The 16,685-nt window shown below is 31.1% G+C and carries 13 protein-coding genes; 6 read left to right on the top strand and 7 right to left on the bottom strand.

All coding sequences use genetic code 11. From position 1 onward, the window contains the following. Nucleotides 1–114: 114 nt before the first annotated feature. Complete coding sequence (locus ACAM30_RS20205) at nucleotides 115–1,101, top strand: phosphotransferase (RefSeq protein ID WP_369616312.1); 987 nt, start codon at nucleotides 115–117, stop codon at nucleotides 1,099–1,101. 750 nt (nucleotides 1,102–1,851) lie between these two features. Here ACAM30_RS20205 and ACAM30_RS20200 read toward each other — a convergent pair. After that, complete coding sequence (locus ACAM30_RS20200) at nucleotides 1,852–2,817, bottom strand: alpha/beta fold hydrolase (RefSeq protein WP_369616311.1); 966 nt, start codon at nucleotides 2,815–2,817, stop codon at nucleotides 1,852–1,854. A gap of 824 nt (nucleotides 2,818–3,641) precedes the next feature. Between ACAM30_RS20200 and ACAM30_RS20195 the strand changes: the two genes are divergently transcribed. The 3 genes from ACAM30_RS20195 to ACAM30_RS20185 all read left to right on the top strand — a co-directional run bounded on the left by ACAM30_RS20195 (nucleotide 3,642) and on the right by ACAM30_RS20185 (nucleotide 8,410). After that, a complete protein-coding gene (locus ACAM30_RS20195) occupies nucleotides 3,642–6,470 on the top strand; it encodes a response regulator (RefSeq protein WP_369616310.1) in 2,829 nt (942 codons plus the stop codon). A 425-nt stretch (nucleotides 6,471–6,895) separates the two neighbouring features. Further along, nucleotides 6,896–7,285: a hypothetical protein gene (locus ACAM30_RS20190; RefSeq protein WP_369616309.1), complete on the top strand. Its 390-nt coding sequence runs from the start codon at nucleotides 6,896–6,898 to the stop codon at nucleotides 7,283–7,285. Nucleotides 7,286–7,306: 21 nt separating this feature from the next. Further along, nucleotides 7,307–8,410 (top strand): hypothetical protein, encoded by a 1,104-nt coding sequence (locus tag ACAM30_RS20185; RefSeq protein WP_369616308.1) that lies wholly within the window; start codon nucleotides 7,307–7,309, stop codon nucleotides 8,408–8,410. Between the two features lie 281 nt (nucleotides 8,411–8,691). Here the strand turns inward: ACAM30_RS20185 and ACAM30_RS20180 are convergent, their stop codons facing one another. From ACAM30_RS20180 to ACAM30_RS20155, 6 genes are all read right to left on the bottom strand, one after another. After that, on the bottom strand, nucleotides 8,692–9,192 hold the full coding sequence (locus ACAM30_RS20180) for a hypothetical protein (RefSeq protein WP_369616307.1): 501 nt from the start codon (nucleotides 9,190–9,192) through the stop codon (nucleotides 8,692–8,694). Nucleotides 9,193–9,203: 11 nt separating this feature from the next. After that, nucleotides 9,204–9,923 carry a DUF3667 domain-containing protein gene (locus tag ACAM30_RS20175; protein ID WP_369616306.1) on the bottom strand — a complete coding sequence of 240 codons (720 nt, stop codon included), beginning with the start codon at nucleotides 9,921–9,923 and terminating at the stop codon, nucleotides 9,204–9,206. A gap of 111 nt (nucleotides 9,924–10,034) precedes the next feature. Beyond that, nucleotides 10,035–10,325: a transposase gene (locus ACAM30_RS20170; protein ID WP_369616305.1), complete on the bottom strand. Its 291-nt coding sequence runs from the start codon at nucleotides 10,323–10,325 to the stop codon at nucleotides 10,035–10,037. Nucleotides 10,326–10,529: 204 nt separating this feature from the next. Continuing rightward, nucleotides 10,530–11,843: a hypothetical protein gene (locus ACAM30_RS20165; protein WP_369616304.1), complete on the bottom strand. Its 1,314-nt coding sequence runs from the start codon at nucleotides 11,841–11,843 to the stop codon at nucleotides 10,530–10,532. 124 nt (nucleotides 11,844–11,967) lie between these two features. Beyond that, nucleotides 11,968–12,864 (bottom strand): response regulator transcription factor, encoded by an 897-nt coding sequence (locus ACAM30_RS20160; protein WP_369616303.1) that lies wholly within the window; start codon nucleotides 12,862–12,864, stop codon nucleotides 11,968–11,970. Nucleotides 12,865–12,991: 127 nt separating this feature from the next. Then, nucleotides 12,992–14,719: an FG-GAP-like repeat-containing protein gene (locus ACAM30_RS20155; RefSeq protein WP_369616302.1), complete on the bottom strand. Its 1,728-nt coding sequence runs from the start codon at nucleotides 14,717–14,719 to the stop codon at nucleotides 12,992–12,994. 195 nt (nucleotides 14,720–14,914) lie between these two features. Between ACAM30_RS20155 and ACAM30_RS20150 the strand changes: the two genes are divergently transcribed. Then, nucleotides 14,915–15,937 (top strand): sensor histidine kinase, encoded by a 1,023-nt coding sequence (locus tag ACAM30_RS20150; protein WP_369616301.1) that lies wholly within the window; start codon nucleotides 14,915–14,917, stop codon nucleotides 15,935–15,937. Next, on the top strand, nucleotides 15,934–16,668 hold the full coding sequence (locus ACAM30_RS20145; protein ID WP_369616300.1) for a LytR/AlgR family response regulator transcription factor: 735 nt from the start codon (nucleotides 15,934–15,936) through the stop codon (nucleotides 16,666–16,668). Before ACAM30_RS20150 ends, ACAM30_RS20145 begins: the two co-directional genes overlap by 4 nt. The last annotated feature ends 17 nt before the right edge of the window (nucleotides 16,669–16,685 follow it).

Genomic DNA, 16,685 nt, shown 5'->3' with positions numbered 1-16,685 from the left:
GGGTCTAATGGAAAGTTGGTTTTGTATTGGGTATGATTTGGCAAATCCGAAAATAGAGCTTAATTTAGTTCCAAACCAGTTGTAGTATCCACAATTAAACCAGAACGAAACCGAATGACAACTTTCCCAGTAATTGCTTCTACATTATCAGAAAAGGATTTAGGTAACTTTATAATAGAAAAATACGATCTAAATAGCAATTTTGAATGTAAATTATTTAGAACAGGAGTAAATCACACTTATTTCATCTCAGATTCAAGTACAATATATGTTGTCAGAGTTTACTGCTATAATTGGCGAAGTATAAATGAAATTAAGGAAGAATTAGAGCTCCTAAAAACACTAAAAAATAACAATCTTTCTGTTTCATTTCCAATTTCTGATAAAAACGATGAATTAATTCAAGAAGTTAATGCTCCTGAAGGAATTCGTTATGTTGTGCTTTTTTCATTTGCAAATGGTGAAAAAAAACGATTTATGACAGATGAAAATTGCTTTACGATTGGTTCTGTTATTGCCAAAATTCATAATATAACAGCAAACAAAAAAATCGATAGAGTGAATTATGATTCTGAAATACTTTTAAAAAAATCATATAATTATTTAAAACCATTTTTCACTGAAGATTTGAATGAAATGAAATTCTTAAAAGAAATTGGTGAAAAAATATCAAAAACCTTTCAAGAAAGCAATTTGAAAGATAACCAAAAGGGAATTGTTCATCTTGATATTTGGTATGACAATTTCAGTATAAATGGAGAAAATGAAATAACAATATTCGACTTTGATAATTGTGGAAATGGATTACTTATTTTAGATCTTGGGTATTTCTGCAAACAATTATTTTTCATCGAACAAGACAAAAATCAATACGAATTAAAAGTTAAAAGTTTTATTGAAGGTTACAAGGAACTAAGAAAATTATCAGATAAAGAGATAAGCTTAATCCCAGAAACTGGCGCGTCAATTTTTATTTTTTATCTTGGTCTTCAAGCTCAAAGATTTGATTGGTCCAATATATTTCTAACAGAAAACTATCTTAAAATGTTTGTAGGAAGAATAAAAGACTGGTGTACTTATTATAAAATCGATAAGAATTAACTGTGGCTAGCAAACTTAATATGTAAAAGGAAGTTTTCAAAATTCTTCTTTTCTCAGAGCAGTTTTCCTCTGTCTTCCTGATAGAATCTGTTGCTTCCAATTATAGTAGCTGCTTGGGCTGGTAATATATCAGATTATGTGTTTTTACCTGTTTACTTTTTCAGCAGTCCGTATGGTGCCGTAATATCTATTGCTAAGTTCTACGGCCTTTTGTTTGAATTCTAACGTGTACTTTTGCCTTGGTTTTTGCATTTCCTTTGTTTTAAAACCAAAGGTCTTGTGTTTCTGTATCCATTTTATAGTATGAACTCCAAGTACAAGAAAAGTACAAATCTGAACCAAATAAAACGAAACAAAAACATACAAACCTTTCAATCGAATGACCGTATTTTGTTCATTTGTAGAACTGCATTTTTAAGAACACACATTAATCCAGAGGTTAGTATAAAGTTATAGAATATATTTGGAAGAAGAATAATTTTATTTATATTTTATTGAGAGTTGAGCAGGATTCGAACCTAGGCGTCTAAACTTCTGCTTATACTACATTTGTTGAATTTTTTAATTACTGTACCAAATTTTGCCATGAAACATGGAATAATCAATTTCTGAAAATATTATTTGGTTTAAATTAGTGATGTAATTTTATGTTGTACCAAAAATTTGGAATTCCTTTTGATTAATGAGAAAAATTAAGAACCGTAGTTTTTTTGTAGCAAAATAGGAGGCACCTCCCAAAAAAGATTAACTTTATTTTTGTAATGCCATATCCAGTTCTTTTTTAAAAATTTCCGGCTGATCTATCCAGACATTATGTCCAGCTGATTTAATCAATCTGAAATTAACTTTCTTATGGCTCTTTATCAACTCCTGATGTACTTCACCATTAAAATCCAGGAAGTCATGATCACCGAAAATGATGGTAGTCTTACCATTATCATTGAGCGATTTTCTGTAATCATATTTCCAGTTCACAGTCTCTGACATTACAGAAGCATCTTCTTTATAATAATGAAAACCGCCGCGCATAAGTTTATATCGATCGATTCTATATATATTAGAAGCGGCAAAAGCCATCCTGTTAAAATCTGTTCTTTCCATATCGCTGGTAAATTTACCCTTTAATTCTTTATATCTTTTATAGATTGGTAAAGCTTTGACCTCAGGTCTGGAGCTCAGAAATTTCACCTGTTCATTTTGTCGTTTTGAAAAAACACTAGCGATACTATCTGATTTAGCAAGAATAGCTCCCACCAAAACCAGGTTTGATACCTTCTCAGGATGCTGCTGTAGATACTCCATTGCAACCAATGTTCCCATGGAATGAGCCATAATTTTGGTTTTCTTATTCCCAAGCTGTGTGATTAGCAAATCTAAATCGTTCACATTTTTCTGGAAGGTAAGCTTCTCTTTTGGGCCAGGAGAAAGTAAGGAACCTCTTTGATCATAGAGTACAAAATGATATTTTTTTTCCAACCCATCAATTGCATCCAACATGTAATCATGATTAGCGCCAAAACCGCCATGAATCACAACGACAGTATCTTTTCCTGTCCCTAATTCGCGTACATAAATATCTTGGTTATAGATGTCAAGGCTGTCTGGAGTTCTTAAATACCATTCAGTATAATCTTTACTCTGGCTAAAGGCCTGATTGCAAAAAGTGACAAAGCAAAGAACTGCCAATCTTATTAAAGAGAATGCTTCTTGTTTCATAAAGTTATATTAAAAACCGTTTTTAAACTGATCAGTAGATGGGAAACCTCTGTTTTCCACATTCGGCATGCAAATATATTAAAATTGGTTTAAGGATAAAGATGGATTTTAAAGTAGCAGATAACAATGGCAAATTTGTGCGCAAAGAATATCATGAAAAAAATCTTGAGTATGACATTTTTTGTAAAATTCAATAATAGTACTTTTATTTAAGATCTTATTATTCGTAAATGTATTCTATAATTTATTTGGTATTAAAATCCTGCTTATAAACTTAACAATATAAAATTTAATTATATTGTGGGAAATTTTGTATTTTCAGAAGCTTTAATATACCTTAACCTATACCTCTTAGACTTTAGTTCTACTGAATTTTTTGTTAAAAAAAACATACCGTACCACGATTTTGGCATGATGGGAATTAGAAAGTAGAGCAAGATTATAAATAATTACTTCATCAACTTCTTGTGGCAAAATAGAAAGCAACTCCAACCGATAGGCACTAATTCTGGAGGTGGTGAAGCGATTTTAAAAGAACAAAAATGGCTCAAAAACATACCTATGAGATCCCAATTTTTTAAAATAAAGCCAATTTGAAGTTAAATTTATCTTTGAAATAATTGAACAAACATTTTTGTCAAGAGCCCAAATTAGTTTAAAGATATGTAGCTGTATACTAGACTATGTATTTAAATTATATCGTTTTTTCATTAATTTTAATCCTATTTTACTTAAATAAAATGTTATTTTTGACGGAAAACTATAATTGACTATACTCACAATCGATTAAATATAAAGTTCTTGAGGACTAAAAAGTAATAAAAATGATAAAGTCTGCATTTTTAAATAGAATTTATTTTGTCATATTATTTTCTGCAGTTTCAAACCAAATTCACGCACAATCAATAAATCTAAAAGAAGACCAAAAATACCCGTACAATTTAACTAATTTTGTATCAGTCTTTAAAGATTCAACAGCCAATCTAAGTTTAAGTGAAGTTCAAAAGCAGATTTTCACTAAGAACAAAAAGGAATATCTTAGTTTTCCTTTTTCTAATGCTGTTTATTGGATAGAATTTAAAATTAAGAACAATTCAACACAGAAACAAGAATTATTCTTGCAATGGACCAATCCATTAGTAGAACAGCTTGATTTTTATATATCTAATTCTTCTCAAAAAGAATATATCCATAAGATACAAAAAACTATTACTTCTGAGAGAGAGAAAATATTGATAGACGAATACCCCAAATTCGCAATTACATTAGAACCTAACCAATCCAAAAATGTTTTTATAAAAGTTAGCAGCAAACGCGGGCATTTTGCGATGATTCGGCTTTATTCACAACAGACTTATTATCGTTCTCGTATTGATAATTGTACTACTCAGGGCTTGTTAAATGGGTTAATCATTTTTAGACTTTTTTTAATTTTTACTCTTAGTTTCTTTGTAATTAGAGAGCTGGATTTTAGGTTGTATTCAGTAATTGTTGTTTTTAAAACTTTAGCTTATTGGGGTTATACTAATATAGCAGGTCCTTTGTGTACCAATAATCCGGAACTGGCGATAAAAATAAATTTTTTGTGTTACAGTAATTTTACCACTGGAGTTGCCATTTTCTTATTATATGTTGTCGATATCAAACAAATATCAAGTATGATGAAACGGTGTATTTTAATTTCAATTTTCGTTTCGCTATTTCTCAATATTATGACTTTTTTTGATTATCAATGGTATTGGCTCAAAGGTGGAATTTATAATGTCATTTTATCGTGTATTTTTTTTCTTGTTTTAATTATCTATTGTCTGTACAAAAAAATGCTGATTGATATTTATTATGCAATACCAATCATTTTAGGATTAATTGGTACCACTTTATTGTATTTTCCACTTACTGGATGGATAGACTATTTTCCTTTTTACGGCTTGTCATATGCTATTTTCATCAATGAGATTATTGTTTTTATATTTTTCTTAGGTAGAATTATTAAAAAGTCAGAACAGAAAAAAGTATTTTCGGAAAAACAATTACAACTAAAACAATTACAAAACAAACAGCTTAAAGAACTAAATGACTTAAAAACAAGATTTTTTACTAATATTTCTCATGAATTCCGCACACCACTTACCTTATTAATAAGTCCTGTTGATGATTTACAAAAAAAATACCCTAGTGAAAGTATTCTCAAAATTATGCAACGTAACTTGAGTAGATTGCAAAACCTGATCAATCAAATACTCGAAATCTCAAAACTCGAAGCAGGAGAGATGGGAATTCAAAGAGAAGAAGCAGATGTAGTTTTATTTTTGCAACAACTAATAGGATCTTTTGAATCGTTAGCACAAGATAAAAGTATTGTTTTTAATTTATCCATAAATAAAAGAACGGAGTTTGGTTATTTTGATTTGGATAAATTAGAAAAAGTAATTGTAAATGTACTATCAAATGCTTTTAAATTTACACCAATAAACGGAAGAATTTCAGTACAAATTTTGTTTGATACTTTTGGAATTCCATCAATAAGCAAACACAAAACCGAGCATAGTCTGGAGATAATCATAGAAGACTCAGGAATTGGAATAGCTCAGGAAAGATTACCCTATATCTTTAATAGATTTTATCAAATTGATGATTCGAGTCAGCGTTTACATGAAGGAACGGGCATTGGTCTGGCACTTGTAAAGGAACTGGTAGATGTATTAAAAGGGACTATAAAAGTAGAAAGCCAATTGAACATAGGTACGCGTTTTTCTCTAAACTTGCCCTACGAACATTTAGACGTATCAACGAATTATGTCCATAATTACAAAGTAAATGATAGTTTACTAAACTTTTTTGAAAAAAGTAAAGCAGATTTAGAAAGTCAAAATAGTAATAACGCGGAAATTATGCTCATAATAGAGGATAATCCGGATTTACGTTTTTATATAGCCTCTATTTTTGAAAATCAATATCAACTTATAATGGCAGCTGATGGGGAGGAAGGATTGATAAAAGCAATTGAATTTGTGCCGGACATTATAATTTCTGATTTGATGATGCCAAAATTAGACGGATTAGGTTTTTGTTATAAACTTAAAAATGATGAAAGAATTAGTCATATTCCTGTAATTGTACTTACGGCAAAAGCCACCATAGATGATAAATTAGCAGGATTAAAGCAGGGTGCCGACGACTATTTATCTAAGCCCTTTAACAAAGAAGAACTGGTTTTGCGAGTTGTGAACTTGATTCAGCAAAGACAAGTATTGAGAGAGAAATATACAACCAAAACTATTGCCAGTACAGCAGAAAAAGCGCTTGAAACAACTATAATAATAGAACCATCGCTAGATGATTTATTTATAGAAAAAGCTAAATTAATTATCGATAAATATCTAGACAAGAGTGAGTTTGATGTTGAGACTTTTGCCCAGGAAATGAAGTTGTCTGCAATACAACTTCGTCGAAAACTAAAAGCCATAACCAATCAAAACAGTACCGAGTTTGTGCGTAATTATCGTATAGAAAAAGCTTCTGAAATGCTCAGGAAAGGAGATAAAACGGTTTCACAAGTGGCGTACGAAGTGGGATTCGAAAGCTTGCCATATTTCTCGAAAGTATTTCAAAAAAAGTTTGGAAAAACAGCTTCGGAGTGGCGGTGGTTATAGTCCAGGCAATTGATAATTTGGGTCTTTGCAAGGAGATACAATGTAGCTAAAAGCGGCTAACAAGATATTGTGGTTTTTGTTTTCTGTAAATTAGAATGTTTAGTATTTTTTAAGGAAAAGTATTAAATTATAAAGAATCTAAAGTAATAAGTGTGTTACATAATAAAAACTAGTAATTAGTGCGAAAAGTTTTGGAGAAGATAAAAAGTCCAAAACGAGGAACGAAATAAGAATTATTAAAAAAAAATGCGGTTGTTTCAACATGAAACAACCGCATTTTTTGTCAAAATGAGGAATAGAAAGTACTTTTTGAGTAATAGTATTGATGGGATTTTATTTGAAGTTTGTAAAGGTATTTGTGATTAATGATCGATTGATTACAAATCTAATTAGACAATTTAATTAATAATTAAAACCACTGACAAATGAAAAAACATTCTATTACAATCGACAAAATTATATGTAATTCTGATTCAGAAATTGGTCATGATGAAGTCTACTTAAAATGCCAAAGTGATGGGGGACTTACTTTTAGACTGCCCAGGAATAGATCCGAATCAGAATCAATGAGTAATGGAGATACTTGGGTGCCAATGATCACGGGTGCTAATGGAATTAAAAAACCACTAAAACTGTATTTTTATTATGAGGTGCTTGTAACCTTGTGGGATAAGGATGAAACTAGATTACCAGGTAATGACACGTATTTGCAAAGTTATGATTTTCGGCCTGGATCTGGATCTGGTCGGGTTACATTAAGCAATCTTAATGGGCAAAAATACACTATTGAATATACTTATAACAAAAAAAATTAACAATCTAAAAAAAACTATCTAATGAAAGAACAATTAATAGCCGATTTGGCTCCCTATTTAGAAAATTACGACAGAATAAAAGAGCCCTTAACTCAAGTGTTTAGGCAAAATAATACATTGTCTACAACTGAAAAAGAGATATTTGAAGAAGCTTCCAGGGCTTGGGAAGCTTATCTTGTATCAACCGATGGTCAGGAGTTGAAGTTTTTAATTAGTGAATCTGACTTGCCGGGGATCCAACAAAAACTAAAGTCAATATTTGATAGTAAAGTGTTTGAGATACTTAAAATATTATTAGAAAAAACAGGGCTGGATGCAGGAAGTTTTTCTATTGGTCTTAATATCGAAGCAGAGTTTTTTTTGGGTTTTACAGTAACAATAGGTTTAGCACTAGGGGTAGGAATTAACAAAGGAGTATCTTCGTGCGAGTTTTTATCGGTTGGACTAACTGAAGGAATAGATGAAGGAGTTCTTGTGGGAGTACAATTCGGGCTTTGGTCTAATGCTCCTGCTGATTTAGGAGGTTTCTCCCTTGCCACAGAAGTTGATCTGGGACTTGGGGTAGAGATTGCTACAAAAGTAGTTTATGAAGCAAAAGGTTCTAGTAAGATATTAGGCGTTACAGCAGAAATAGGTGTTGGTGAAGAAGATGGAGTGAATGAACAAGAAATTTACACTTTTGTTTTTGGTACTCAGGATTTAGGAGGGTTCTTTAGAAAAACCTACCAAACAGAGAGAAGCAATTTACTTATTATAGAATCCATAAAATGTATTCATCCAAAAAATGATGGTACTGGAGATGAGAATGAGATTTTCTTCACATTCAGAGCTGATAATATCACTAATCCGTATTACTATCCAACATACGACTATATGTCTATGAAAGAAGGTTATACCTGGAATTGTGGAAGATCCATTTGGTTTGATGAAACTATAGAGATTTTCTTGTATGACGATGATGGTAATGGAGTGAGAGATAGTGATATAATAACCGAAGATCCTATTAGAATTAATGTTTTAGATTTTAAATCAACCCCTTCTAAAGTTTATAAGATTGATTATAAGGATGGTTTAGATAATATTGAATACGAAATTACTGCTACCTTAATTGCAAATCATAAATAATTGGTTTGACCTATTGTTTAATTAATGAATTCATAAAAAAATAGATTTGGCACTTTCTTATAAGATGTCAAATCTATTTTCAAAAACCAATAAGTTTTATAAAAAGACTATGAATTAGGGATACTGAACCATTGACTTATAAAACAGGAGATTATTCTAATTTTGCCGATTTTTTTATGTTGTATTGGGGTAATATCTCATTAACTTACACAGTTGGTGAGATACTACTTTTTTTCAATATCGTTGTTGAAAAGTTTAGTTTTATTATCTTCTGTAATTTATTAAATTTTTCGAAGTAATACATCGGGTGTTTCACCTTGAGGAACTATAAAAATTGCATTGTTATTTACACTGTCTCCTGGATCTAAATAATAACCAGCAATGACAGGAAGTACACCACTTACATATTTGCCTTCTTTATTATAGTACCAGTAGGTAGCGTTTAGATTATGTGCTTTTAATTTTAATTCCATTTTTTTGGAAGTTAATTTTGCTCCTGTTGCATTAATACAGTCTAATTCGACAAGATTAGTATTAGAGGCTACCTGAGGAGACGCATTTAATCTGATATTGAAGCTTTTTTCGGAATTATTGACAAGATTTGCGCTTACTTTATAGCGATCAAAATTTTTACCACCCACAGTCACGGATTCTTTGTTGGTGATATTAAATGTTACGGACAGCCCATTTAGGCTAACCGTTTCGCCGTCTTTAATTTTCTGGGCACTAACATTTGAAAAAGTTAAAGTAAGAAGGATAAGTAAGATTGTTATGTTTTTCATGTTCTTTGTTTTTAAGATGTTATAAGTAAAATAGAAGTGAGAATTATCAGTAAGCTTACTATCATGATCAGGTGGCTGCAAATAGAGCGCAGCAGAACCTGCCAAAAGTTTAGTTTGTAAAAAAATTGAAAATTGGTCCAATAAATTAAAAACAAATCAACAATATAGTAGATATAAATTAAGGTTTTTAAGGAAGCTTTATCATTAAAATACAGTAATATTGGAAAGGTAATAATATGAAGCATCAACCTTTGGGAAGCTTTAAATGTATTTAAAACCAAGTATTCAAAATAATTATACTTCTGACTTTTAAAACAGATATAAGTACCCAGAGTATATAAAGGTATAGTTGCAAGTGTATACCATGAATAATGATTAGCTATCCAATGATTTATGCTAGGAGTAAGTTCTTTAGTGCCTTCAGCCTCAGATATAAAAATATTTATGTTATAATGATGATAAAGAAGCCCGTATATTGTTGCTAGGAGAATTATCATAGAGACAGGTTTAAAGTGTTTTACTCTTCTGCCCTCAATAAATTCCCTGATGGTATGCCCGGGTCTTGTATATAATTCTTTTAGAGAATAAAAAACACCTTTGTCAAAATGAAACAAACCATGCTGTATATCATGCCAGATAAAGTGAAGGTTTATCTGATGAGTATCAGCTGGTTGTCCGCAATTATTGCAAAATTTGCCATTAAACGAGCTGCTACAATTTTTACAATTCATTATTATCAATCAATTTATCTTAACTTCTTTTAAAATGACTCACTCAAAACTAGAAAATATATTTTAAATTTAAAAGAGGATTTACAAACAAAAAGTAGAGAAAAAGTTAAGCTATATTTTATGATTAGTTAATTTATTAAACTTCTGTTTTGTTAGTTTTAGTAAATAGTTGAAGAGTATTTGTTTTGGATTTGTAATATTGTGATACAGATATGTAGCAAGAGCTTTACGGATTTCTAAACTTTCTATATATCCATCTGGAAGCCGGACTTTCCATCGTCTGATATTCACTGGACTTGTATTTACTTCTTCAGCTGCCCGTATGGTGCTGTAATATCTATTGCTGAGATTTACGGCCTTTTGTTTGAATTCTATTGTATACTTCTGTCTTGGTTTTTCCATTTCCTTTGTTTTAAAACTAAAGGTCTTGTGTTTCTGTGTCCATTTTATGGTATGAACTCCAGTTGAGAAAGAATCAGATGATTGAACTTGGGAGAACTATGTATAAATCATTCTGTAAATTGGGGAGCTAACTTTTAAATCGCTTAAATTCTTATATTTGATTCTGACAGATGCGACAGAACCTACAATTTAAAAGTTGAACGTTTATCTTTGATTTGGAGATTTGCTGTTTGCTTTTTTTTTTAATCTTTCCGGATAAAAAACAATTTGAATCAAATTATACTCCAATTGTTTAAAACTAAAATTTTGACCATTTACATCAAATTTTGAAAATGGATACCATCTTAAGTTGGTTCTCAAAATCAATGCTTCATCGGTTTTACCCGGAACAATGTCCCAACCAAATGTTAGACCGGGTTCTAACTTTCCTTTAAATTTGATAGTACTGGTAATGTCATCGGTTTTTAGCCTGTAACTTAGTTTATCATAAGCGAGGTTAATTCCAAAGTAGGGAGCAAAGCCAGTATAATCTGTTAGGAATTTATTTAGTTCCAAAGCTAAAGAAGTTTTTTTAATTGTTTGTTCGGTATCATATCCTTTGGTTTGAAATTCAGGATTTCTGAATGAAAGAGCTGTAAAAAAATTTGCTTTGTTAAATTGATATCCTACAGCAATATCAAAATAATTTTTAGAGACCAATCTGTCTTTTAGGTAGGGAAGATTCATCTGATTGTAATCGGATTTGCTAAGAGAAAAAGATAATGAAGGGCCAACACCAATAAAGAAATCACCATATTTTGTAGCATGGTCTGATAATTTTCCAAGAGTAGGATAACTATTCCATTTGTTAGCTTCTTCTTTAGAAGTCTCCTTTGATGAGTCAAAAGAATATAGTAAACCTAAAGAAGCACTTACAGCAGGGGTTTTAATTTTTACTTTTTGTAATTTGTCTAAAGGATATTCCCATTGATTATCAGTATTGTAATGTATTGCAAATCGTAACCCGAAGTTTTTATAGTTATATAAGAGACCGGTTTCGACGTTTAATAAAAAATCCTTAGCCAACTGAGGACTACTTTCATCAGAATTACTAACCTGTTTAAAGTCTAATCCTCCCCAGCTAATTCCTACGAATGGTCTTAATTTTCCCTCCTGTATTGCCCATGGATATACTCTTGCTCCGGTAACAACTGATTGTTCCAGTTTGTAGCTGTCTTTAGCTTTACTGTCTAGTAATAATTGATTGAGAGGAAAATTTACATAAAATTCAGCGTGATCCCAAAAGTGGAATCCTCCCCAGGTAAGATACTGATTGAAAGATGCGGAATGATCAAACGTTGTGATTGCATTGCCCTGAAATTTTTTCCCTTTAAAGGAAGCTATATAAGTACCTCCAACTTCAAAATAGGTTTTTGCGAAATTTAGTCGCTGTCTGGCGCTGTTTGTTGGAATAGAATCTTGTGCTAATACATTTGAAGTAGAGGATAGCAGTAAACTGAATAGGATTTTTTTTAACATACTTTTGCTTTTATCTTTGATTGTTCATGGCAAAAGTACAGGCCTAAGAACAGAGATGAAATCAGTAATGTGTATGAAAACGGAAGAGATTTTCAAAATCATACAAAAGTATTAGTGTTGATTATTAGTAGAATACAATTTTCATGAGTTCGTATTTGCTTTTTACATTACATTTTCGGTATATATTACCGGTATGTGTTTTGACAGTTGGTATGGAGATAAATAGCAGTTCAGAAATAGATTGATAACTATGTCCCTGGGATAATAACTTTGCTACTTCTGTTTCACGGTCACTGAGTCCATAAGCAATGAGATTGGATTGAAAATTTTCTGTATTAATTTTTAGAATAGATAATCGATTAATATCATCTGTTATTTTGTTAATTGCGATTAATGAAAATAAGAAAGGAAGTAAAAAACCTATTGGTGGATTATCACAATACTCACAAAATTGAAATTGTAAAACTAAGTATACAGGTACAATGACCAAAAATGCTATTACAAATAACCTGTCAGAGTCTGTTTTTTTTATTTTAATCTTAATTTTTGGTTCTGTTGTTCTAATGATAATCGCTGAAAAGACAATAGAAAGCATTAAATATCCCGAAGAAAACCATTGAGCATATTTAGTCATATTAAAGAAGGAAATAAGGTGAACGGTAAAAAATAGTATGATACCCAATCCTAAATAAATCTTTTTGAACATATTCTGAAGTTTGTGTTGACGCTCTTTTAAGGTGTTTAAGAGTGTAGCAGCACCAACAAAAATCATAGATGAGATTGTAAAAAGGTTTGAGAAAAAACTATGTCCCGAATTTTTTAGTATCGGAGTAAATGATATTGAAATGATGAGTATTAGTAAAGAGATAATAAGGACAAGTGTCTCTTGTGTTTCCAGATTACGTTTATAGCATATAAATGCAAATGTCAAAGAGACTACTAAGGTAGTATAGGCTATTATAAATAAAATAATTTCTAATTCAAGCATAGTGGGGTTGGAATAAATTAATGTTATTTTCAAAGATATTTAGAGAAAATATAGCTATTGAGGCATAAAAACTAAAAGCCTCAAAAAAAGGAGGCTTTTATTGGGAATTGAGTTATTGATTGACAATTTTATTTCTAAGAAGCGTGAATCTTCTGATGATTTAATTTTTTATGATTTTTCCCGAACTTATTACTTTTTTAGTTTCGAATAAGCGGTAAAAATAGGTTCCTGTAGGGAGACTGGAAATATTGATTGTATGATTTTTATTCTCTCCATCTATTTTAATTTCTTTTACAGTTTGCCCTTGAGTATTCGTAATGGTAAGATGATAAATACCGCTTTCAGATGATTCTATATGAAATATATCTTTTACAGGATTAGGATAGATTCTAAATTTTGTGTCATTTATTTCTTTAATAGACAAGGTTCCGGAACCTTCGGTTATAGTATGCGCTTTATTGATTTCGTATCCAATAAAATTTTCTATTAACCCTGATGGCCATTTTATTTCTATAGATTCTATTTCTGCGGCATTGCCAAGGCCAAAATGGGTCGTTAGTGAGTTTTGAGAAGCATATCCTGAGGCAGCTTCTACTTTACGGGTTTGTGTTACTGTATTCCCATTAATTACAGATGTGATTTTTACAATAGTTCCAATTGCTGACCTGTTTGAATCGGTTCCTATACATTTTATTTTTATCCAATTATTTCCTGTACCGGTGTTTTTATAAACATCGTTAACCTGACTTTCATTTTGATTATTAGCCAGGATAATATCCAGCCAGCCATCATTATTGTAATCTCCAAAAGCTGCGCCATAGGTCCAACCTATTTGAGTAGCTAATGCACTTGTGTGGTCCTGAGTAAAATTTCCATTTCCGTCATTTATAAAAACAGAATTGTTTAAATGTGTTTCCGAGTAAGAATTTCCAATAAACAAATCCAGATCACCATCATTGTCAATATCTCCAAAAGTTGATCCAAAAGAAATAACAGTTTCAAGAGCAATTGCAGAATTGGTCATTTCTGTAAAAACACCATTATTATTAATAAATAATTGATTACCCTGTTCCCAATTCGTTACCAGTAAATCAAAGTCACCATCGTTGTCAATATCCGCCCAAGAACTACCCAAAGAATCTTTAAGGTCTTGTACAATCGTAAGATCATTTATTTGTGTGAAGTTGTTCGGTCCGTCATTTCGGTAGAGCGTATTTTTATTATTCATCTCATTTGTAATAAACAAATCATTGTCTCCATCATTATCATAGTCAACCCAATCAACAGATCGTGAAGGTTTTGCTTCATTTGTGATAGTCAGATCGGTACGCTGCAAAAATGTATCGTTACCTTGATTTTCGAAATATAGATTTTGCAGAGATTGTGCACTATTGGTGATATAAAGATCAAGTAATTGATCGTTATTAGCGTCTATCCAGTTTGCTGTTTCAGAATAGGTCGGATTTGGTGCAACCTCAGGGTCAAAGAAGAAGGTACCGTTGCCATTATTTCTGTAAAAATAGTTTCGTTTTGCTATTCCTCCCGAACCCCATGTGACAACATAACCATCTAAATCACCATCATTATCTGTATCTGCGAAACTTGCACCAACGGCTCTAATATTATGTTCTACAATGTCGTCATCCGTTACAGTTGTAAAAGTGCCATCGGTATTATTGATGTATAACATATTTTTTTCTCCTGATGAAAGTCCGTTAGAAAAGAAAATGTCATCCCATCCGTCATTATTTACATCTATAAAATTAGCACTTCTTGAAGAAGACAAAGTTGTAGTAATGTCCGGAAAATGCATTCTTTCAAACGATTGAGCGTTTAAGATAAAAGAGGGAATAATTAGTACTGTAATAAAATGTAATGATGTTTTCATAATCGTGATTTAGGGATTTAATGATAAAATTCCGTAATAATTGATTACCATTTTTTTTATTGATATGAACCTTTGGAATTTTGATACAGTAACTACTTTTTTTGAGTATAAATTGACGTTGATGTTAGCTTCTTTAGATTGTTTTTTGAATCTGATTAAAGAAATATTGATTTTCTTTGTTTAAAATTATTGGATATGAAGCGCATTCATTTGATTTTGGTTTTATGGTTTTTACTTGCAGTTTCTACTTGGTTTCAAATGTTTGTTTTTGAATATTTCGGCAGATATGAATACAAATGGATTGATTATCTTGTAAGACCGCTTGCTAGCACCATTACAGGCGTTGGACTGTTTTTTTTAATCATTTTACCTATTTTTGATAGAACTTCACGATGGAATACACTCACTCGATTTTTAATATTGGGTATTCTCGGTATCTTTTATGCAATAGTTTTCATTTTAATTCTTCATCTTTTTCCAATTCTCTTTTATGAAAAATCTTCTGATTATAAAGAAAGCATCTTTGCTTTTTTTGTAGCTGATTTTCATAATGTTCTTAAAAATTATCTTTTTCAGATAGCAGTTTTATTTGTTTTTGAGTACATACTCAAAGAGACAAATTCGATAAAAAAACAAAAGAATCTTGAAATTGAACTGAATCAGACCAAATTACAATTGTTAAAAAGTCAATTGCAACCACATTTTTTGTTTAATGCATTAAATAGCGTAGTAGCGGAGATTGATACCAGACCAGATAAGGCTCAGGATATGCTTATTGATATTAGTGATATTCTAAGAATAACTCTTGAAAGTGATTTTATGGAACCGGTTACTTTAGAAGAAGAATTATACATTATTGAAAAGTATCTTTCTATAGAAAAGAACAGGTACGAAGATCAGTTGATCTATGAAATAAATGTTTCGGATGGGACAATGGGCTTAAAGGTTCCAAAATTGATTTTACAGGCTATTGTAGAGAATTCTATTAAACATGGGTTTAGGGGAATAGAGAAAAGCCTTACTGTAAGAATAGAGGCTTGTACTGAACAAAAGGTTGTTTATATAAAAAATAATGGTGCTAAACTAAATCAAAAGTCAACTTATAGAACCGGTTTGACTAATGTTATGGAGAGATTAAAGATATTTACAGGACAAGAGAATGCATTTAAAATTTACCAGGATGACCAATGGGTAGTTAATAAAATCAGCTTAAAATGAAATTTATAAATGTTTTAGCAATTGATGATGAAATGCCGGCATTAAGGAGGTTGGTAAGTATGGTTGAGAGTCATCCAAATCTTTCGTTAGCCGGAACAGCAAGAAGCTTTGCTGAAGCTAAGGAGAAGATTATGCAAATCAATGCAGATTTACTTTTGTTAGACATAGAATTAAAGGATGCAACAGCTTTTGACCTGCTGAGCAGTATAAAAGATGTTTTTAAAGGAGATATTATTTTTAGTACAGCGTTTGACAAGTATGCCTTAAAGGCTTTTGATTTCCATGCTATCGATTATTTGTTAAAGCCTTATTCGCAAGAACGTTTTAATACCGCTATTGAGCGAATTGTCAAAAAGGAACAAAGAACGGATTTGAGTCAATTTATTGAGTTATTAAAGAAATCTGAAAACAGTACAAGAACATTGATAGTTCCTGATGGAAACAAAAACTATTTTCTTGATAGTGATAAATTGTATTACATCGTTGCCGAGGGGTATTATGCTAATTTCATGTTGGAAAATGAAAAGAAAATGATTAGAATCTCTCTTAAAAAGCTTGAAGAATTATTGCCTGATAACTTCATCAGAATTAATAAATCAGTCATTATCAATAAAAAATTCATTGCGGAATTGATCGTTCACAAAGTAACTTCGAGAATCAAAATGCATGACAAGAATGAATTTCTTGTATCTGCAAAAACAGTAGAAAAGCTAAAATTAAAGTTCCAGTAGAATGAATTCAACTATTT

It is taken from the genome of Flavobacterium sp. CFS9, assembly GCF_041154745.1.
GTDB lineage: Bacteria > Bacteroidota > Bacteroidia > Flavobacteriales > Flavobacteriaceae > Flavobacterium.
This window is presented reverse-complemented; position numbering and strand designations above follow the sequence as displayed.